The sequence below is a fragment of the Lederbergia sp. B243.17 genome, assembly GCF_057657925.1.
In genome coordinates this window covers 1-19,305 of record NZ_JBWBKF010000037.1, presented here as the reverse complement: position 1 = coordinate 19,305, position 19,305 = coordinate 1, and the positions used below count along the sequence as shown (strand labels likewise).

The following is a 19,305-nucleotide window of genomic DNA, read 5'->3' as shown; positions in this document are numbered from 1 at the left end:
ATTATCGGCCGTTTTCTATCAGTTGACGGTAAATGGCCTCAAGTTTGGCCATTGGCACTTCCTTAAGAACCGGCCGGCCAATTTCCTCCAATAGCACGAATCGAGGATGGCTGTTGACTGCCTTTTTGTCTCTTTCCATGATCGGCTGCAGAACAGAAAACGTAAAGCGATCATCTGGCACAAGATCATAGCCGAGCGAAGCGATCCAGCGGCGGAATCCCGCAATCGGAAAATCGAACCCGAGCTGATCCCGGCTTACCTCCAAGGCATACACCATCCCGATCATCACCGCTTCGCCATGCGTATAGACACCATAGCCGAATGCCGATTCGACCGCATGGCCGAGTGTATGGCCAAAGTTAAGATAGGCACGGACATTTGATTCTTTTTCATCCTGCGCAACGATGGCTGCCTTCACCTGTATGCCGCGCTGCAGGATAAAAGCGAGCCGCTCTTCGTCCAATGCGGAGAGGTCTGTCACATCTCTCATCAAAACATCAAGCAGTTCAGAATCGCCGATCAACGCATGTTTGACCGCCTCGGCAAAGCCGGAGCGGATCTCTTCTTCGGGAAGCGTGGCCAAAAAGCGAGTATCATAGATCACGGCATCCGGCTGGTGGAAGGCACCGACCATGTTTTTGCCAAGGGGGTGGTTGATCCCCGTCTTCCCTCCAACCGCACTGTCATGGGCGAGGATGGTAGTCGGCACTTGGATGAACGGTATGCCGCGCATATAGGACGCCGCCGTGAAGCCCGCCAAGTCCCCTATCGCCCCACCGCCGAATGCAAGAATGCAAGAATGCCGGTCAAGCCCCGATTCGAGGGCGTATGTGAGACAGCTCTCATACACCGAGAAGCTTTTCGCCTCTTCTCCGGCCGGCACCGTCAGATACTCTACTTTCTGGGAAAGGCCTGCCAGCGCATCTTTCAGTTTATCGAGATGCAGACGCCCGACATTTTCATCCGTGATCACAAACAGTTTTGTATAGCCCTTTTCCCGGATGAGCGGCGCAAGGCCTGAGAGCGCATCATTTCCAATCTGCACTAAATATTCTTTTGACGACGTATGTATCGGAATGTTCATCTTTCCAGCCCCTTTCAATCGTTCAAGATTTTTTATAAAAGAAGGTGTCCTCCACTTCCAGTCCATATTGCGCTGGGTTGAAAATTTGCTCGGTGCTGCCGACAAACAGGACCCCGCCCTTCCTGAGCGAAGCAGAGAACTTTTTATACAAGCCGTCTTTTGCCTCTTCGGTAAAATAAATAAGGACGTTGCGGCAAACAATCAGGTCGAAATCATTATCAAACCGGTCGGCAAGCAGGTTCGTCTTGCGGAACGTTACCGTATTCTTAATGTCTTGGTGCAATTCATACACCATCCCGTCCTTTTTAAAATACTTCTTTTTCAGCGGCTCGGGCATTTCCGCAAGGCTCCGCTCATGGTAAAGGCCCTTTTTCGCCGTTTTGATCACCTGCTCGTCGATATCTGTCGCCAGGATTGAAACTTGACTTAACGGGACATGATTTGCAAGCAGCATGGCCAGTGTGTATGGCTCCTCGCCGGTAGAACAAGCGGAGCTCCAGATTTTCAGCTTTTTTCTTTCTTTCAGCAATCGCGGGAGGATTTGCTGATCCAGCACGTCCCATCTGCCGCGGTTGCGAAAAAATTCGGTCACATTGATCGTCATCCGGTTGAGGAATTCTTCCATGAGAGCGGTATCTTTTGCAAGCGCATCATAAAAATCGGCAAAAGAACGGTACCCCTTTTTCTCGTAAAGGGAAGTGAGCCGTCTCTTCATCTGTGCCTCTTTATAGAGTGAGAGGTTGATCCCCGTCTTCCCATGAATCTTATCAATAAACTGCACATAGTCTATGCTCATTTTCTCTGTCTCCTATCAATCTTCATTCTTTCAGTATAACGGAAAAGGGCAAAGGTTTGCGCGGAAAATAGGAAAAAATGCAAAACAAAAACGCCCGCAAAAATGCAGGCGTTTTCAAAAGTTCTTAGTAAATCCAGCTATTGTTGATTTTTGAGTATTCAACGAGCTCTTCTTCTTTGAAGAACAGGCCAATTTCCCTAACAGCGCTTTCAGGCGAGTCAGAGCCGTGGATGATGTTTTTGCTGACAGTCAAACCGTAGTCGCCGCGAATCGTTCCAGGCGCCGCATCTTTCGGGTTTGTCGCTCCCATCATTTGGCGTGCACTAGCAATCACGTTATCTCCTTGCCAGACCATCGCAAACACAGGGCCGGAAGTAATGAATTCAACCAATTCTCCGAAGAATGGGCGCTCTTTATGTTCGCCATAGTGCTGCTCAGCCAGCTCCTGGGAAATGTTCATCAATTTTGCGCCCACCAGCTGGAAGCCTTTTTCTTCGAAGCGTGATACGATGCTTCCGATTCGTTCTCTTTGTACGCCGTCAGGTTTTACCATTAAAAATGTTTTTTCCATATGTAATCACTCCTGCCAAAGGTTCGGGCTTTTTTCAGACAGCCCAAAAAAATAATACCATTGATTGCCTTCCTTGGCAAACCTGTCTATTAATAGGACCGTTTGCCGATGAAATTGGCGATTTCAATCAATGATTTTTTTGCCCGTCCCTCAGGGAGGTGCTGAATGGCCGCTAAGCCTTTTTCCAGATAGCGGGTGCTGATTCCGTATGATTGTTCAATTGCACCTGATTCCTTAATCATTTTGATGACGGCTGCCATCTCTTCCTTTGAAGTCATTTCATTGACTTTCTCGATTTCTTGGCGTATGTACTCATTTTTCATTGCAAACAGTGCAGGAAGGGTAATATTGCCCTGGCGGAGATCTTCTCCGGCGGGCTTGCCCAATTCTTTTTCGGTTGCCGTGAAATCAAGGATGTCATCAGTGATTTGATATGCCATCCCCAGATAATAGCCGAACCGGTAAAGGGAATCATACACGTCTTCCTCCGCATCCGCAGATATCGCGCCAATTTTGCAGCTGACCGCAATCAGGAGGGCGGTCTTTCGTTTGATTCGGCGCAAATAATCCCTCAGCGACTGGTCAAAGCGGTATTTGTCCTTAATCTGCTCGACCTCGCCGAGACAGACTTCGACAATGGCGCGGGACAATGTCTGGTGGGCGAGCGGATTGTCGATCTTTGTCATATAATCAAGCGACCTGGCGAGAATGTAATCGCCTGTATACATGGCAATCCGATTGTTCCACGTATGATTGATCGTCGGCTGCCCCCGCCGCATCGCTGCTTGATCGATCACGTCGTCATGGACGAGCGAAGCCATATGGATCAGTTCGAGTGCGACGGCCGCATGCTTTACCGTCTGGAGGTCGTATTCGCCAAATTTCGCCGAAAGCAGGACAAATATCGGCCGGATCCTCTTCCCGCCTGCCTTCAAAAGTTGAACGGAGGCCTGTTGGAGCAGCTCGACATCCGAATGGATCGCCCTTTCCAATTCCTGTTCAATCACGTTAAAATCGGTTTTTAAATTGGAGTATAGCATTTTTAGTTTCATCTTTTTTCCACCCGGCTATTATTTCTCTTTGATTCCGATATGAGCCGCTGCCGCTCCTCCGCTGAAGGACTTGTACATCACATCCTTGAACCCTGCTTTCCAGAACATTTGAGCCAGCTCGTCCATGCCGGGAAATTCCCGTGCCGATTCTTGGAGCCATGAATATTCAGAATAACTCTTTGCGAACACTTTGCCGAACACAGGCATGATATAACGGAAGTAAAGCTCGAACAACTGCTTGTATCCCGGCATAGTCGGTTGGGATGTCTCAAGGCAGACTGCCATGCCGCCTGGTTTGATCACCCTATGCATTTCCTGTAGAACGGTCATATAATCCGGGACGTTCCTCAAGCCGAACCCGATTGTCGCATAATCGAATGTATTGTCGTCAAATGGAAGCTCCATTGCGTTGCCGTGAATGAGCTCGACCCTCTCGAGCCCTTCATCCCGCATTTTCTGCTCTGCCACCGACAGCATGTTTTTGCTGAAATCCAGGCCAATGACCCTGCCCTCGGGTCCGGCTGCATCTGCGAGGGCAACCGTCCAGTCTCCCGTTCCGCAGCAGATGTCGATCGCCGAGTCCCCCGGTTGGACATCCATTTTTTTCATCGTCGCTTTTCTCCAGCTTTTGTGCTGCTGAAAGCTGATAATCGAGTTCATCCGATCATATTGGCCGGAAATACTTTCGAAGACGTTGTGCACGCGCTCTTCTTTTGGCTGCATTGTTATCTTTCCCCCGTTCTCAGTCTGCGCTTTGCCGTGTACGGCTCAAGTTCATCCATGAACCGGCCGGAAAGCAAGGCAGGCAATTGCAGGCCTGCGCTTAATTCCCGCTCGATTCTTTCCATCATTTTGCCGATCTGCGCCAAGATGAACTGTTCCGCCTGTATTTTTCCATTAATCGCCGATTCTGTTCCTTCCGACTTCTCAGCACGGGATAAGATGTCAGCAAGACCATCAAGAAAAAGAGAGGAATCGTTCCTTGTCCCTTTTTTGAGCTCGGCATGCATCCTTTTGACGAATAAGAAGTCTGTGAAAACATCAACAAAGCCATATGCTTGGAAATGGATGCAAAAGTTTTCCAAGATGGCTGTTTCGATTTTTTTATAGTTTTGCATGTACATTTCCGGATTCCGGATCTTCCCCTGCCAGGCAATGATTTTTCGCTCATTGATATTCTGGATGGCCTCGGCAAGTGTCTTGATCAGATGGATATCATCCGATCCGGCAAGCATCCCATAATACTGGCCGCTGAGAAAATCACCGGCGAGCACAAGCAGCTGCCGCTGTTTAAGCGTAGCCTGCGGATCATTCACCATCTCATGGGTTTCAAGTGCAATCTGGACGAGCATCGCCGCAGCGGCTGCCGCTTGGCGTTCTTCGTAGTGGAGCGATGAGCCTTCCATGGCTGCCGACATCATCAAGATCAGATCTTCATCAACAACTGGAGATTCAATATAGTTTTTTACATAGGGAAGATTGCTCTTTTTTTCAATGCACTCTTTAATTGAATCCACTAGATGTTTCTGATCTTTTGCAGCCATGTCAATAGTCCTCATTTCCTCTGCTCAATTTAAATACGATTCATAAATGCCGTCACAATTATATCATAATGCTCTTCATTTAGGACATCTCCCAACCCGAAAAAAGGGAAATTAGTCTTTGTCCTTGCCCTTACTCTCCATTTCACCGAACGAGGTGATGATTTTGGCATCGCCGCGCACTTTGATTGCAGACGTATGCTCCGTGAATTGTGCAATGAGCACTTCGCCTTCGTCCAGCTTTTCGGAGTGATGGAATTTCGTATCGGATCCTCTCGTCAATCCGATTACATTAACGCCATCTTTTAAAGCTCTGATCATTACAAAATCCGATCCTTTACCCGCTGTCATTGCCATGCCTCCCTTTTTTGCCTTTGTTTCATCGCCTTATTGCTTGATCAGTGAGAGTACCTCGTTTCTCGCCTGCCTGTCGTTCGCGAAGGCGCCTCTGACTGCAGAAGTGACCGTCTTCGATCCCGGCTTTTTCACCCCACGCATCGTCATGCACATATGCTCCGCTTCGATGATGACCATAACGCCAAGGGGTTCCAGCTTCCGCATCATCGTGTCGGCAACAGTCGAAGTAATGCGTTCCTGCAACTGCGGCCTTGCCGCCACCGTCTCAACCGCCCTGGCAAGCTTGCTGAGCCCCGCTACACGCCCATTGCGCGGGATATAGGCAACATGCGCCTTTCCAAAGAAGGGAACAAGATGGTGCTCGCACATCGAATAAAATGGGATGTCTTTCACGAGTACCAGCTCCTCATGCTCCTCCCCGAATATCGTTTCGAAATATTCATCCGCGGATTTGTTCATCCCAGAAAAAACTTCCTCATACATTTTTGCCACGCGTTTTGGCGTATCGAGAAGCCCTTCTCTGTCTGGATCCTCTCCGATCGCTTCCAAGATCATCCGTACAGCCTTCTCGATTTGCGGCCGATTGAATTCTGCCATGTTCTTCCCTCCGAGTATTCGTCACCTTTATTCGCTCTGTCCATTCTAGCATACGTCTTAATAGGACAAAAAGGAACTGCCTATATGGCAGTCCCTTCTTAGTACGCTAGAAGAATGTATGTATTTATTTTACAGCATCTTTCAGCGCTTTACCTGGTTTGAACGCAGGAACCTTGCTTGCAGCGATCTCGATCTCCTTGCCTGTCTGCGGGTTGCGGCCTTTACGCGCTGCACGCTCGCGGACTTCAAAGTTTCCGAAACCGATTAGAGCAACTTTATCACCGTTTGCCAACGCGTCTTGGATTGACTGGAAAACAGCATCAACCGCCTTCGTTGCGTCTTTCTTGGAAAGTTCCGCAGCTTCAGCTACAGAATTGATAAGTTCAGTTTTGTTCATACCATTCACCTCCTCCCAAAATTGGATCATGTTTGTTTGGACACGTTATTACATTTGTGAACAAATGAATGGATTTCTAAACATCATATATGTCAGAAACCTTGAAAATCGCCGTAATACCAAGCCTTACAGCAATTCTGTTTAAAAGATTATCATAATAAATTTGCGTTAGCAAGAATAAAAGGCTAAAAACAGGAAATGGCGCCGCTGCAATTGCAGTCCGCGCCTTTTTTCCTTGTTTTTTCTCTTTAGCAAGCCTTTATTTATGCTCTATAAAATGATGGCGATCAAGCCGCCCGACCCTTCATTGATGATCCGCTCAAGCGTTTCTTTCAATTTGTATCTCGCATTCTCCGGCATCATTGCAATTTTTGCCTGGATTCCTTCTCTGACAAGCGAGCTGAGGCTTCTGCCGAAAATGTCCGAATTCCAGATGGAAAGCGGATCGTCCTCGAAGTCTTGCATCAAGTAACGAACAAGCTCCTCACTCTGCTTTTCCGTACCGATGATCGGGGCGAATTCCGACTCCACGTCCACTTTGATCATATGGATCGACGGGGCAACCGCCTTCAGCCTGACGCCGAATCGTGCACCCTGGCGGATGATTTCCGGCTCATCCAGGCTCATGTCAGCAAGCGACGGTGCGGCGATGCCGTATCCTGTCTGCTTCACCATCGTCAGGGCATCGGAAATCTGGTCATACTCCCTTTTCGCATCCGCAAAGTCCTGCATTAACTCCAGCAGGTGATCCTTGCCCCTAACTTCAACGCCGACAATCTCTTTCAGCACCTCATCGTATAGCTCATCCGGCGCAAAAAGATCGATCTCTGCCACTCCCTGACCCATGTCAACTCCGGCAAGCCCGGCATTTTCGATAAAATCATACTCAAAAAACTGCTGGACGACGCGATCCACATCCCGGAGCCGTTTGATGTCCTTGACGGTCTCTTTTACCGCCTCCTGGTAGCTGCCGCGGAGCCAGTGATTTTCCTTTAGCGACATGACCCAGCTCGGAAGGTTTACATTCACCTCGAGGACCGGGAATTCATATAATGCTTCACGGAGGACACTCAGTACGTCAGCCTCGCGCATGCTTTCGACCGACATTGACAGAATGGGAATGTCATATTTTTTCTCAAGCTCGTTGCGCAGTGCTTCCGTTTCCGGATGATACGGGCGGGCAGAGTTGATGACCATGATGAATGGCTTTCCTACCTCTTTTAGCTCCTCTATCACTCTCTCTTCCGCCTCGACGTAATCTTTACGCGGAATCTCACCGATTGAGCCGTCCGTCGTGACGACGACCCCAAGGACAGAGTGTTCCTGAATCACTTTCCGCGTGCCGATTTCGGCAGCTTCATGGAAAGAGATTGGTTCTTCAAACCATGGAGTATTAATCATCCGCGGCCCATTTTCGTCTTCATACCCTTTTGCGCCGGGGACAGTGTATCCGACACAGTCGACCAGCCTAACATTCACTTCAAGCCCGTCTTCCACCTGAATGGCAACGGCCTGATTCGGCACGAACTTCGGCTCGGTCGTCATGATCGTCTTGCCTGCGGCGCTCTGCGGCAATTCATCCTGGGCCCTCGCACGGTCAGCCTCGCTTTTAATATTCGGCAGCACCGCCAGCTCCATGAATTTTTTTATAAACGTGGATTTGCCTGTCCTGACTGCCCCTACTACTCCCAGATAAATGTCCCCGCCCGTTCTTTCAGCAATATCTTTGAAAATATCCACCTTTTCCAAGAGATTCCCTCCTATCGTTAAGTTCAGAGGACGACAAACAAGAACAATATATTGTTTATGATGTTGTCCGATTCTTATGTGACTGAATAATAAAAAATCCTTCTTCCACATTATATTGAGTGGAAGAAGGATTATTCCTATTTCGCCATGAAGATCGGCTCATTCTTTTCGTTGACCGTATACGGCAGAGAATAGGCCGGAACGATCGGTGATTCTTCATATAAGATTTTTCTAATGTCGTCCCCAGGCTTGAAAGAGTGTTCTTTCTCCTGAAGGGCCTTGTAAAGGTCGCTGCTATAGTCGACTACGATATCCCCCTGGCCTGTAATGACAAGCGGCAGGTTGTTCTGCGTGTATGGAGAGACGATATACGGCTCCTCTTTGTAGCCGATTTTTTTGTAGTCAAGCGAATAAACATTTTCCGCGAGCTGCTCCTTGAACGGAGGATAGCCTTGTGCGTTAATCCTGATCCGGATTTCCCTGATCTTTTCGGCGATCCTCAGGTCAAATACTTTCACAGCGGGCTTCGTTTCCACGTCAATCAGGACATACTGGAACACACCGCCACTTTCAAAAGCGTTGCCCGGGGCCGATGCGATAAATTGCGGGGCAAGCCGTGAAAAATCAACAGGATAGCGAATGAAAATCGGTGTATCTGCTTCCCTCGTTTTGATCGGCAGGATTCCCCCATTCGCTTCCTGGAACTTTTCTACCGCCGTCTGGACGGATTGAACTTGCTCCTCATACGGTATTTTGTTTTCCGCTCTGTTTTCCTGAGGATACATGCAGCCTGAAAGCAGAAGCATGAATCCGCCAAGCAGCAAAGCACTCATGATCTTCCTCATTGTCTGGACACCTTTCTTTCCGCCTTCTTCAACGTTCAGCTTTACGGGCCACTGTCAGAAAGTCGGCCCCGAAAGAACGACATAAAGCATCAGCAAGGCACCGATGATCATCATGATCCAGGCGAGCAACGCCGTGATGCCCTTTAAAATACCTTTTTTTAATTTGAACCTGCTTATGTAGATCGCACCCATCGCAAGGGCAAGAAGTCCCATGGAAGCGATTGATACCCACATTTTGAACATGGACAGAGACATGCCTGTTCCTCCCCCTCCTACTAATTCCAGCACTTATTATACCATTTCACAAGTGCAGGGGTGATTGGAATTATTACAAAACTGCGGATTGTTCACCAAGCTTCCGCCTTTCGGGCAGGGACGGGCGTCCAAGACGCAAAAAATAATGAAGCAGGGGAAGCGCCCCCGCTTCATTATCAAATGACAATCGTCACCCAGCCCTTCGTTTTAAGCAAATTGTCTTCGGCGTAGTATATGCCGGTAGTGAGACGAACGCATCGTCTCTTGCCTATAGGTCACTGCTGTTCGAGCCTTTCGCTTAAAATGTCTACCAAATCTTCCATTTCATGCGTCTTCAGCCTTGCCATCAGCTGATCTACAGCCTGCTTCGCATTGACGTCTTCAAACAGGATTTGGTAGAGAATATCGGCGATCGGCATCTGGGTATCAAACTTTTCGGCAAGCTGGTGTGCCGCCTTCGTCGTCCGCACCCCTTCTACAACCATCCCCATGTTTTTGAGGACTCCTTCAAGATTCTCACCTTTTCCAAGCAAATTGCCCGCGCGCCAATTACGCGAATGGACACTCGTGCACGTAACAATCAGGTCGCCGATACCGGTAAGACCGGAGAACGTGAGCGGATTCGCACCCATCTTCGTCCCGAGACGTGAAATCTCAGCAAGTCCTCTTGTGATCAGTGCCGCCTTGGCGTTGTCGCCGTACCCGAGACCATCGGAGATTCCAGCAGCCAAGGCAATAATGTTTTTCAGCGCACCGCCGATTTCCACGCCGATCAGATCCGGATTGGTATAAACCCGGAAGTTTGAATTCATGAACAGGTCCTGAGCCTTCTCCGCCGCCCTCATGTTCTTCGAGGAGACAGTCACTGTTGTCGGATGCCGCAAGCTGACTTCCTCTGCATGACTTGGCCCTGATAGGACAACGACATCCTCCAGCACAGGCTCAGGTACCTCCTGCTCAATAATTTCCGAGATTCTCAGCAGAGTATCCGGCTCGATCCCTTTGCTCACATGAATGAACGTCAGCGGCTCTTTCCGGATCTCGACGATTTTTTTCATCATTTCTCTCATCGCCTTCGTCGGAACGGCAATGACTGCCGTTTCAACTCCGTCCAGTGAGGAGATTAAGGAGGTATAGGCGGTAATGTTCACTGGCAGCTCGATGCCCGGCAAGTATTTTTCATTTGTATGTTGGTCATTGATTTCCCTGCATTGGTCCTCGTTCCGAGTCCATAAACGGACGTCATGGCCGTTGTCAGCCAGGACGATCGCCAGAGCTGTTCCCCAGCTCCCGGCTCCAATCACGGAGACTTTTTGTGCATTCGTCATCTTTTCACCCTCTTGGAATATTTTTCGGATGCGATGGTTTTTATCCCGCTTAAACAGCCTGTTCCCACCCGCTTCAGAAATTCATGAAAAAGCTGGCGGGTGAGGATTTCAACAGGCATCCCAAGCACGATTCGTTCAACGAACAATCTATGGGGAATTAAACCCCGGACGATTGACGCCTCCCTTTATTTCCGCTGTCTCGTCAATATTTTTATCGGGGTGCCTTCAAAGCCGAAAGCGTTCCGGATCTGGTTTTGGAGGAAGCGCTCATAAGAAAAATGCATGATTTCCGGATCATTGACGAACACGACGAATGTCGGCGGCTTGACCGCGACCTGTGTCGTATAATAAATCTTCAGCCTGCGCCCTTTATCGCTCGGAGCAGGGTTCATCGCTGCCGCATCCGTGATCACTTCGTTCAGAATGCTTGACTGAACGCGGAGTGAGTGGTTTTCGCTCACCATCTGGATGACCGGCATCAGGTTGGTCACCCGCTTGCCTGTTTTTGCAGAAAGGAAGACGATCGGCGCATAGTCGAGGAATAAAAAGTGTTCGCGGATCTGCTCTTCGAACTTGCGCATCGTTTTTTCATCCTTTTCCACAGCGTCCCATTTGTTCACTGCGATGACGACCGCACGTCCTGCCTCATGGGCATAGCCGGCAATCTTCTTGTCCTGCTCAAGGATCCCTTCCTCACCGTTGAGGACAACAACGACAACGTCGGAACGTTCAATTGCTTTCAAGGCGCGAAGCACACTGTATTTTTCCGTGCTTTCATACACCTTGCCTTTCTTCCTCATTCCGGCGGTATCAATAATGTTGTATTTCTGCCCGTCAAATTCATAAGCAGAGTCAATTGCATCGCGGGTTGTGCCAGCAATATCACTGACGATAACCCTCTCTTCGCCAAGCAGCGCATTCACAAGCGAAGATTTGCCGACGTTCGGCCGTCCGATCAGGCTGAAGCGGATGACATCGTCTTCCACCTGGTCATCTTCGATACGAGGGAAGTTTTTCACCACTTCATCAAGAAGGTCGCCAAGCCCGAGTCCATGTGAACCCGAAATCGGGAACGGTTCTCCGAAACCAAGCGCATAGAAATCGTAAATATCCGCCCGCATTTCCGGGTTGTCCACTTTGTTGACGGCCAGAACAACAGGCTTTTTCGAGCGGTAGAGGATTTTCGCCACCTCTTCATCAGCGCTGGTCACGCCTTCCCTGCTGCTGGTGATAAAAATCATTACATCTGCTTCCTGGATTGCGATTTCCGCCTGCTGCCTGATTTCTTCCAGGAACGGGGCATCGCCGATCTCAATACCGCCAGTGTCAATAACATTGAACTCATGTGTCAGCCACTCGCCTCCGCCATAAATCCGGTCACGTGTCACACCTGGTGTATCTTCGACGATTGAAATCCGTTCTCCGACAATCCGGTTAAAGATTGTTGATTTCCCTACGTTCGGCCTGCCTACAATCGCTACTGTTGGTTTTGCCATATCCATCACTCACTTTTATTTCATTAATGTATTTGTCAATAGAGAGCATCCGGCACTTCTGCCATGCTTGCCGTCAAAAAATCCATTTTCACTCCATAGTATCATAATTTTTTTGCAAAAGGCAAAAAGAACATGAAATTCAGGCCTTGTTCCTTATGTTTACTTATACACTTTGTGACGGTTGCCGCCAAATGCCATTTCCGCGAGCCGCCCAGCGAGATGGACCGCAGTCTGGGCAAAAAGAGTCGTGGCGATCATATCCATCACCTGCCCGGAGCCGACTTTCGGTTCCATGATTACGCGTGAAAAAAGACTGGCAAAAAGTGTTTCCCCCTGCAACAGGACGAGGACAACAAAAACGAGCCGGGATAGGAGTGAACGGGGGAAAAACAAATAAGAGAAGACGAATAAACTAAATACAATAATCCAGCTTGGGTCAATAATGAGGATGACCGGGTCATACAGGGCCGCAAATTGAAAGCCGGTATAGCCGAACATCCCCGTTATTACGGTAAAGATGATATAAAACTTTTTGCCTGTCGGCAACATTGCAATGAAGCTCCAGCAAAGGATGGCAAGCAAAAAAGCGGATGCTGAAAACGCAAATCCCGAAACCTTTAATTCGACCGGAAACAAAATGATCAGCAGCAGAGCGAGCAAACAGCCCGGCCTCCTGAGCCGGTTGTCTCTGCCAACAATAAAATAGCCATAAATCCAGGCAGCCCACACCGTCAATAAATAATATCCGCCTTCCATTCCTGTCACCCTCCTTTCCTTTACCCATTATGGTAAAAGAAAAAAGAGTTTAATCACGAAAGAGCAAATAAGCCCCCCGATCTGTGGCGGGGGGCGTAACAAGCATCTTATTTATTAAAATCTTTCAGCTGGTCGCCAATCATGTCGCTCAATGAAAATCCTTTTGATTCTTCAGGGAGTTCATAATCATCGTTTTGCGCATATGGCTGTTCTTCCAGCTCCTTCATGCTCAACGACAGGCGCTGCTCACTTTCATTCGCATCCAGGACCTTCACTTTGACTGTCTGGCCTTCCTCAAGCACTTCATGCGGTGTACCGATATGCTTATGGGAGATTTGCGAAATGTGGACAAGGCCTTCTACTCCAGGGAATACTTCGACGAATGCGCCAAAGGAAACGAGACGTTTGACCGTTCCTTCAAGAACCGTGCCTCTTGGCGCCTTTTCTGCGATATTTTCCCATGGCCCAGGCAATGTTTCCTTGATGGACAAGGAAATGCGCTCGTTGTCTTTGTCGACAGAAAGCACCTTGACCTTAACTTTTTCCCCTTCCGCCACGACGTCGGATGGCTTGTCGACATGCTGATGGGACAATTGGGAGATATGGACAAGGCCATCGACCCCGCCGATATCGACAAATGCTCCAAAATCAGTCAAACGCTGTACTGTGCCATCCAGAACCTGGCCGGCTTCAAGCTTCTCAAGCAAGCCTTGTTTCTCTTTGCTCTTCTCATCTTCCACCACAGCGCGATGGGACAGGATCAGGCGGTTTTTCTCGCGGTCAAGTTCCACAATCTTAAAAGAAAGTGTTCTGCCCTGGTAATCTGAGAAATCCTCTACAAAGTAATCCTCAACCAACGACGCCGGTACAAAGCCTCGAACACCAAGGTCGACAACGAGGCCGCCTTTTACGACTTCACTAACTTCCGCGTCAAATACTTCGCCGCTTTCGAATGACTTTTCAAGTGTCTCCCAAGCTTTTTCAGCATCAACTTTGCGTTTCGAAAGAACAAGCAGCTCTTCCTCTACTTTTGTAACGATGAGATCAAGCACATCGCCGACACTTACTGCATCGTCCGCTTTTTCAATATGGAGGCTGGAAAGTTCGCTGATCGGAATGATTCCGTCAATCTTGCTTCCCTCCACATCAACAAGAACCTGCTTTTCTTCAATCTTCGTCACAGTTCCTTTTACTTTGTCTCCCTCGGAGAATGTTTTCATCTCAAAATTGTTCATTTGATCCTCTGACATATGTACTCCTCCTGTCCGGCATTGTAAATGGTTTTGCAAGGAAGGTGATCCTGTATTGGAAGGTTCAGATAAATCCTCACATAATTCCAAAAAGTTGTCTTTGTATAAACTTCTTATAAATAAACATATTTGTCAAGCATTTGCTTTCAGCCCTTGTGTGCGTCATGCAACTTCCGGATTTCCTCCATGATGACCTCGGTTGCGATTTCAGCAGAGGCTCGCTCCGCTCTCAGTTTCGAGAAATCAATCGGCGGACCGTACACGACCTTGAGCCTCCTCAGCGGCTTATAAGGACCGATAATGGCACAGGGCACAACGCTTGCATCCGACCGGAGCGCAAAAAAACCTGCCCCTGCAAGTCCTTTCCCTATTTCTCCGGTTTTACTCCTCGTTCCTTCTGGAAAAAGGCCAACGACTCTTCCTTCCTTCAGGTACTTTAGGCCCGTTCGCAGCGCTTCACGGTCGCTCATCCCCCGTTTAACAGGAAAGGCGTTAATGTTTTCCATTAATGTCTTCCCGAACTTGTTGCTGAAAAGCTCGGCCTTTGCCATGAAATGGACTGGGCGGGGAGCCGTAAAACCTACGACCGGCGGGTCAAGGTTATCGATATGGTTTGTGCATAAGAGCACTCCGCCTTCTTTTGGAAAATGCTCCAGCCCAATGACCTGGATTCTGTAAAATGGTTTCAGTATCCCTTTTACGATTGATCTAGCAAATTCATAAAAAGCCATTCCCTTCGATCCTTTCCATCGCCAATTCATAAATCTTCTGGACGACTTCTTCAATCGTCAAATCAGAAGCATCGACCTCAATTGCATCGTCCGCTTTTCTCAGCGGTGAAACTGCCCTTTCCGAATCAAGCTTGTCCCTTTGCTTGATTTCCTCAAGCAGGACGGAAAGATCGGAGGCAAATCCTTTTCTTACATTTTCCGCATAGCGCCGTTCTGCACGGACAGCCGCACTGGCAAGCAGGAAAATTTTCAGCTCGGCTTCAGGCAGCACCCTCGTGCCAATGTCCCTGCCGTCCATCACAATCCCGCCGGCCCGGCCCATCAGCTGCTGGCGGCGAACCAACTCGTCGCGGATCTTTCCGTGTGCCGCAACGATGGATACAGAATTGGTCACTTCCGGCCCTCTGATCGCCTTGCTGACATCTTCGCCGTCCATGTAGACAAGCTGAAGCGGACCTTCTTTCTTCAATTCGATAACAGTATCCATCAATAGTCCGATCAGCTTCTGTTCATCATCCAAGCCAACACCGTGCAGGATCGCTTTATAAGTGATGGCGCGATACATCGCTCCAGTGTCCACATACACGTACCCAAGCCGCTCTGCTACTATTTTCGACACAGTGCTCTTTCCGGCAGCCGCTGGCCCGTCAATCGCAATGCTAATCTTCTCTTTAGCCATTTACCCTCACCCGTTCACCAATAATCTTCCAAAAAACTACTCCATCATTTTAACACAAAAGTCCTTTTTTCGCTCATTGCTTGAAACGGGGAAATGGCACATGATGCAACAGTCAACGGCTGACTGGACCGCCGGCCTCCAGTTTCTCCTCGGGCTGCTGTCCGGCCGTCCCTTCATACAGATGGATCCTGTTCAGATATGGGGCAGGCTTGGAGTTCAGGACAAAGAGCTGGACGACGACGACCATCAGCAAATGGATGACAGCAAGCTTGAATATGATCCTCTCAATCCTTATCATTCGAATCCTCCCTTTTTCCGTAGTATCCGGCAAAAAGGGAAATCTATGCAGGATGGCCAAATTCCGGACGATCCCTTTATTGCTTTTTACGCAGTTCCAGCTGGCGCTCAAAGCAAAAACGGATGAGCTGCTGCTGCTGTTCTTCATCTAAATCCAGAAATTGAAGGGATGCAAGTTTCATGCTGCCTTTTTCAAAAACCCTTATTACCCTGCAAGTAACCTTCAAATAAGAATATTTTTGCTGCATTGGCAGAACAATGTACGCCTCCCCGGCTTCCCTGCTCTCAAGTTCGACATTTTTCGGAAGAACCGCTGCACAACCGCCCGCACTTACATCATACGTAATGGTTGTCAGTTTTTCGCCCGTATCAGGAAAATGGAGTGCGATGTCAGCGGCCGAAACGACTCTAACGAACTCCCGGCGCTGAATTTTGAACAGTTGGTCATCTCCCGGATAGGAGAGCATGGTCATCGGGATATTGCGTTTCACACGGCCTGTAACTTCCGATTCGAAAAAGTAGGCACTACTGGATGAATCGCCTGCAAAATGTACGGATAACTTTTTTCCTGCCGGCAGAAAGGCTGTCCGGTTCGTCTCCACCCTCACCGGGTATTGAATGAAAATCGTCTCATCTTCCAAATCAACGACTTTTGTCTTGTATCTTTCGACTTCTTCGACATTTTCGATTTCAATCATTAATTCCATCCCGATTTTTACCATCATTGTGTACACTTCCTAATCTATAAAGTAAGAAACTTGATGTGTATGCTCTTTATCCAGCGATTTTCCTGAAATAACAGCTGGATGCCTCACCATATAGCGGGCAGGCTCTCAAACTAATTCTGTGTCATGCGCACAGCGGTAGAGAAAACCGACGGCCGGTAAGTTGTGTATCATGCTGATCCACAAAAATACGCCCAGCCCCTGGTTCCATTATCTCATGGTTTTTCCAATTCTTCCATATAAGAAAAAGCCGGTGAAGGGGGTCTAGCCCCTTCACCGGCTCAAACTGCCAGATCATACATTGTTTCAGCGTTTTGCAGACGCTCGATTTTTTCTTCCGTTCCGTCTTTAGCATTGATGAAAATGCGGAACGTATCGTCACCAAGTGTGCCGAGGAATTCATGGCAGAGCACTTCATTGCCGAGCTCATTTTCAACGACGGCAAGGTTTTCATCCATGATCTTCACCTTCGGGGAAATGAATTCTCTCGCCTCTTTCGCCGAAAGCTTCTGCGCCGGCAAAGCACGTGAATCCTTTCCTCTTACATAATCAGAGGCCGCAAGCCCGACAACCTGTCCATTATCCAAGGCCACTTTCACTTGGATTGATTCCGAGTAAATCGTTACACCGTCCTGAACGGGCGCAAAGGAAATGAGGCCCATCGTGTCATATTGCACGCTGTCCAATACCTTTAGGTTTTTATACCCATTTTTCGCTAAAAACTTTTCCGCACTTCCTGCAGCTTCATGCAGGCTGATGTTCTGTTTTCCAAGATTGCGGTGGAGCATATACCAGATCGGGTGACCTCCGACCTTCGTCAAGTCCATTGTTGCTTGTTCACCGTTTTTTCCTTCCAGGGAAACGCTGTAAAATTCAAAACCAGCGCCCTTGTGATTTTCACTGATTGTTTGCCCTGCAACATTCTGCAGCCCCGATAGCTTTTTCGCTTGGGCGAGTCCCTGCTCTTTTGTAATCTTGTCTCCCTTCAGGTTTTTGAAACTTTCATCCCGTTTTTGAAAGCTGACGACAGCGGGGTTTTCCATATCCGTCTGATCATAGCTGCCGACCCGCTTTTCCACTGTCTGGAAGCCGTCAACGATTGTGTTGTCCATTTTTTCATTGCCCGCAGCCATAGCGAGATCAACATCCATCCAGCGAAGGTTCTTTGCCAGCACTTGATGCTGCAGTTTTCTTAGTTCGGTCCGCAATTCGCTGCTCTGGCTATACATCGTTTTCAGCTGGTTGTATTCCTTGTCGGACAGCGGTTCATTCTTCAAATCACGGACCGCGGTCCTGTAACTGAAGTTCCCGATATTCGACAGAAATTCCTCTGTCTTGTTAAAAGGCATGAGGGAGAGCGGAAGCTGACCAACTTCTGTCCGGGCATCGGATGTGATGCGCCAAACATCGGCCAGCTGCGGTGACAATGTTTTGTTCGAGTTCATTGCCAATGCGGTGCCGATTTTATCATGGAGTGTATCCATATGGTACGCCAAATTATGAAACGCCCGCTGATAGTTATTTTCGGTATGAATCATCACTGCTTCTTTTTTCTTATTTTCATTGTAGCCCCAGTAAGCCGTACCCGCGACTGCGATAGCCAATATAGCGATCATTACATTTCTTACCATCTGTCGATTCGCCTCCTCTACTTGCAAAAAATATGGTTGCCGATCGTCTTAATCTGCGGCCTCGTCCAAATCCACGCACTTGTTGCAGTCTGTGGATTGAAATAATAAAGTGCATTTCCGGATGGATCCCAGCCATTGATAGCATCAAGAACAGCCTTCGTCGATTGCTCGTTCGGCTCAAGCCAGATTTGTCCGTCGGCAACCGCGGTGAACGCGCCAGGCTCAAAGACGACCCCAGAGACGGTGTTCGGGAAGGAGGCGCTTTCGATCCGGTTCAAAATGACAGCTGCAACGGCAACCTGTCCTTCATACGGTTCACCTCGCGCTTCGCCGTGAACGGCATTGGAGAGCAATTTGATATCATTCTGGGAATATCCCCGCGGCGTATTGACGGCTTTATTATTCGACTTTGATGCATTCTTGTTTACATCCGACCCGCCGTAATGGGTAAATTGCTTCCCCTTTCTGATGTTATCCTCCACATAGTTTTTATCGTATTTAGATGCATTTGCAAGCTTCTGCTTCGTGTTCCCGCCTGCCAATCCATCTGGCTTCATGCCGAATGCCTCCTGGAAATTGCGAAGCGCCCAGTATGTGGACCAGCCGAATACCCCGTCAATATTTCCCTTATAGTAGCCAAGGTATTGGAGCCTTGCCTGCAATTCAATTACATCATCGCCGGTCGCACCTCTTTGGATGACCTGGTCGGAAAAGGCGAACGTCCGCCCTCCTTCGGCCCCCGAGAAGGCTGCGGCGACAATTAGAGCGACAAGCACCAGTTTGAACAAAATACGCTGTTTCATAGCTGCACCTCCATAACTAGTTCATTTATAACGCTATTGTCTGCAAGGGAACCGTATTTATTCATGTCGGTTTGATTCGGTGCCAGACAATTTGTCTATGTCGTTCCACTCCTTATGCTCACTCGGAAAGGCCACACCATCGACAGAAGAAGCCACGCTTCCTCTTCTCACTTTGACGTCCCCCTAACTGAAAGATGAAAGCCAAATAAAAAAAGAGACGGTATTCTAAAGTGGTACCTGTAGGTAGGACACTCGAAAAAAAGAGTGTTCAACCTGCAGGTGCTTTTTATATACTTGAAATTAAGAATATGGGATTAGGGGATAACATGAGCAAAGTAACTTTTTCGTCCGAACAGGTAAGTGCA

At 48.5% G+C, this 19,305-nt stretch carries 22 protein-coding genes; all 22 read right to left on the bottom strand.

The window, feature by feature from the left end; translation table 11 throughout:
- Position 1: 1 nt before the first annotated feature.
- Entirely contained in the window at positions 2–1,084 is a 1,083-nt protein-coding gene (aroB, locus tag AC0TWI_RS06595; RefSeq protein ID WP_488125548.1) for a 3-dehydroquinate synthase, read from the bottom strand.
- A gap of 22 nt (positions 1,085–1,106) precedes the next feature.
- Positions 1,107–1,880: a CheR family methyltransferase gene (locus AC0TWI_RS06590; protein ID WP_488125547.1), complete on the bottom strand. Its 774-nt coding sequence runs from the start codon at positions 1,878–1,880 to the stop codon at positions 1,107–1,109.
- Positions 1,881–2,004: 124 nt separating this feature from the next.
- The gene (gene ndk, locus AC0TWI_RS06585; RefSeq protein WP_488125546.1) at positions 2,005–2,451 is read right to left on the bottom strand and encodes a nucleoside-diphosphate kinase; all 447 of its coding nucleotides are present in this window, start codon (positions 2,449–2,451) and stop codon (positions 2,005–2,007) included.
- Between the two features lie 89 nt (positions 2,452–2,540).
- A complete protein-coding gene (hepT, locus tag AC0TWI_RS06580) occupies positions 2,541–3,503 on the bottom strand; it encodes a heptaprenyl diphosphate synthase component II (RefSeq protein WP_488125545.1) in 963 nt (320 codons plus the stop codon).
- Positions 3,504–3,521: 18 nt separating this feature from the next.
- Entirely contained in the window at positions 3,522–4,226 is a 705-nt protein-coding gene (locus AC0TWI_RS06575; RefSeq protein ID WP_488125544.1) for a demethylmenaquinone methyltransferase, read from the bottom strand.
- A gap of 2 nt (positions 4,227–4,228) precedes the next feature.
- On the bottom strand, positions 4,229–5,047 hold the full coding sequence (locus tag AC0TWI_RS06570; RefSeq protein WP_488125543.1) for a heptaprenyl diphosphate synthase component 1: 819 nt from the start codon (positions 5,045–5,047) through the stop codon (positions 4,229–4,231).
- Between the two features lie 111 nt (positions 5,048–5,158).
- Entirely contained in the window at positions 5,159–5,395 is a 237-nt protein-coding gene (gene mtrB, locus AC0TWI_RS06565; RefSeq protein WP_488125542.1) for a trp RNA-binding attenuation protein MtrB, read from the bottom strand.
- Between the two features lie 36 nt (positions 5,396–5,431).
- The gene (gene folE, locus AC0TWI_RS06560) at positions 5,432–5,998 is read right to left on the bottom strand and encodes a GTP cyclohydrolase I FolE (protein ID WP_488125541.1); all 567 of its coding nucleotides are present in this window, start codon (positions 5,996–5,998) and stop codon (positions 5,432–5,434) included.
- A 124-nt stretch (positions 5,999–6,122) separates the two neighbouring features.
- Positions 6,123–6,395 carry an HU family DNA-binding protein gene (locus tag AC0TWI_RS06555; protein WP_488125540.1) on the bottom strand — a complete coding sequence of 91 codons (273 nt, stop codon included), beginning with the start codon at positions 6,393–6,395 and terminating at the stop codon, positions 6,123–6,125.
- 270 nt (positions 6,396–6,665) lie between these two features.
- Complete coding sequence (spoIVA, locus tag AC0TWI_RS06550) at positions 6,666–8,144, bottom strand: stage IV sporulation protein A (protein WP_488125539.1); 1,479 nt, start codon at positions 8,142–8,144, stop codon at positions 6,666–6,668.
- A gap of 137 nt (positions 8,145–8,281) precedes the next feature.
- Positions 8,282–8,989 (bottom strand): hypothetical protein, encoded by a 708-nt coding sequence (locus AC0TWI_RS06545; RefSeq protein ID WP_488125538.1) that lies wholly within the window; start codon positions 8,987–8,989, stop codon positions 8,282–8,284.
- Between the two features lie 54 nt (positions 8,990–9,043).
- Positions 9,044–9,244, bottom strand: coding sequence for a DUF2768 domain-containing protein (locus AC0TWI_RS06540; protein ID WP_488125537.1), 201 nt, complete (start codon positions 9,242–9,244; stop codon positions 9,044–9,046).
- A 275-nt stretch (positions 9,245–9,519) separates the two neighbouring features.
- A complete protein-coding gene (locus AC0TWI_RS06535; RefSeq protein ID WP_488125536.1) occupies positions 9,520–10,572 on the bottom strand; it encodes an NAD(P)H-dependent glycerol-3-phosphate dehydrogenase in 1,053 nt (350 codons plus the stop codon).
- Between the two features lie 185 nt (positions 10,573–10,757).
- Positions 10,758–12,068 carry a ribosome biogenesis GTPase Der gene (gene der / locus AC0TWI_RS06530; RefSeq protein WP_488125535.1) on the bottom strand — a complete coding sequence of 437 codons (1,311 nt, stop codon included), beginning with the start codon at positions 12,066–12,068 and terminating at the stop codon, positions 10,758–10,760.
- A gap of 159 nt (positions 12,069–12,227) precedes the next feature.
- Positions 12,228–12,824, bottom strand: a complete 597-nt coding sequence (locus tag AC0TWI_RS06525; RefSeq protein WP_488125534.1) for a YphA family membrane protein — start codon at positions 12,822–12,824, stop codon at positions 12,228–12,230.
- 107 nt (positions 12,825–12,931) lie between these two features.
- Positions 12,932–14,074, bottom strand: a complete 1,143-nt coding sequence (gene rpsA, locus AC0TWI_RS06520; protein WP_488125533.1) for a 30S ribosomal protein S1 — start codon at positions 14,072–14,074, stop codon at positions 12,932–12,934.
- A gap of 146 nt (positions 14,075–14,220) precedes the next feature.
- Entirely contained in the window at positions 14,221–14,805 is a 585-nt protein-coding gene (locus AC0TWI_RS06515) for a lysophospholipid acyltransferase family protein (protein ID WP_488125532.1), read from the bottom strand.
- Positions 14,792–15,484, bottom strand: a complete 693-nt coding sequence (gene cmk / locus AC0TWI_RS06510) for a (d)CMP kinase (protein WP_488125531.1) — start codon at positions 15,482–15,484, stop codon at positions 14,792–14,794. Before cmk ends, AC0TWI_RS06515 begins: the two co-directional genes overlap by 14 nt.
- Positions 15,485–15,596: 112 nt before the next feature.
- Positions 15,597–15,782, bottom strand: coding sequence for a DUF5359 family protein (locus AC0TWI_RS06505; RefSeq protein WP_488125530.1), 186 nt, complete (start codon positions 15,780–15,782; stop codon positions 15,597–15,599).
- A 76-nt stretch (positions 15,783–15,858) separates the two neighbouring features.
- Positions 15,859–16,506, bottom strand: a complete 648-nt coding sequence (locus tag AC0TWI_RS06500) for a flagellar brake protein (protein WP_488125529.1) — start codon at positions 16,504–16,506, stop codon at positions 15,859–15,861.
- Between the two features lie 281 nt (positions 16,507–16,787).
- Positions 16,788–18,137, bottom strand: coding sequence for a germination protein YpeB (ypeB, locus tag AC0TWI_RS06495; protein WP_488125528.1), 1,350 nt, complete (start codon positions 18,135–18,137; stop codon positions 16,788–16,790).
- A 17-nt stretch (positions 18,138–18,154) separates the two neighbouring features.
- On the bottom strand, positions 18,155–18,940 hold the full coding sequence (gene sleB, locus AC0TWI_RS06490) for a spore cortex-lytic enzyme (RefSeq protein ID WP_488125527.1): 786 nt from the start codon (positions 18,938–18,940) through the stop codon (positions 18,155–18,157).
- Positions 18,941–19,305: the final 365 nt, after the last annotated feature.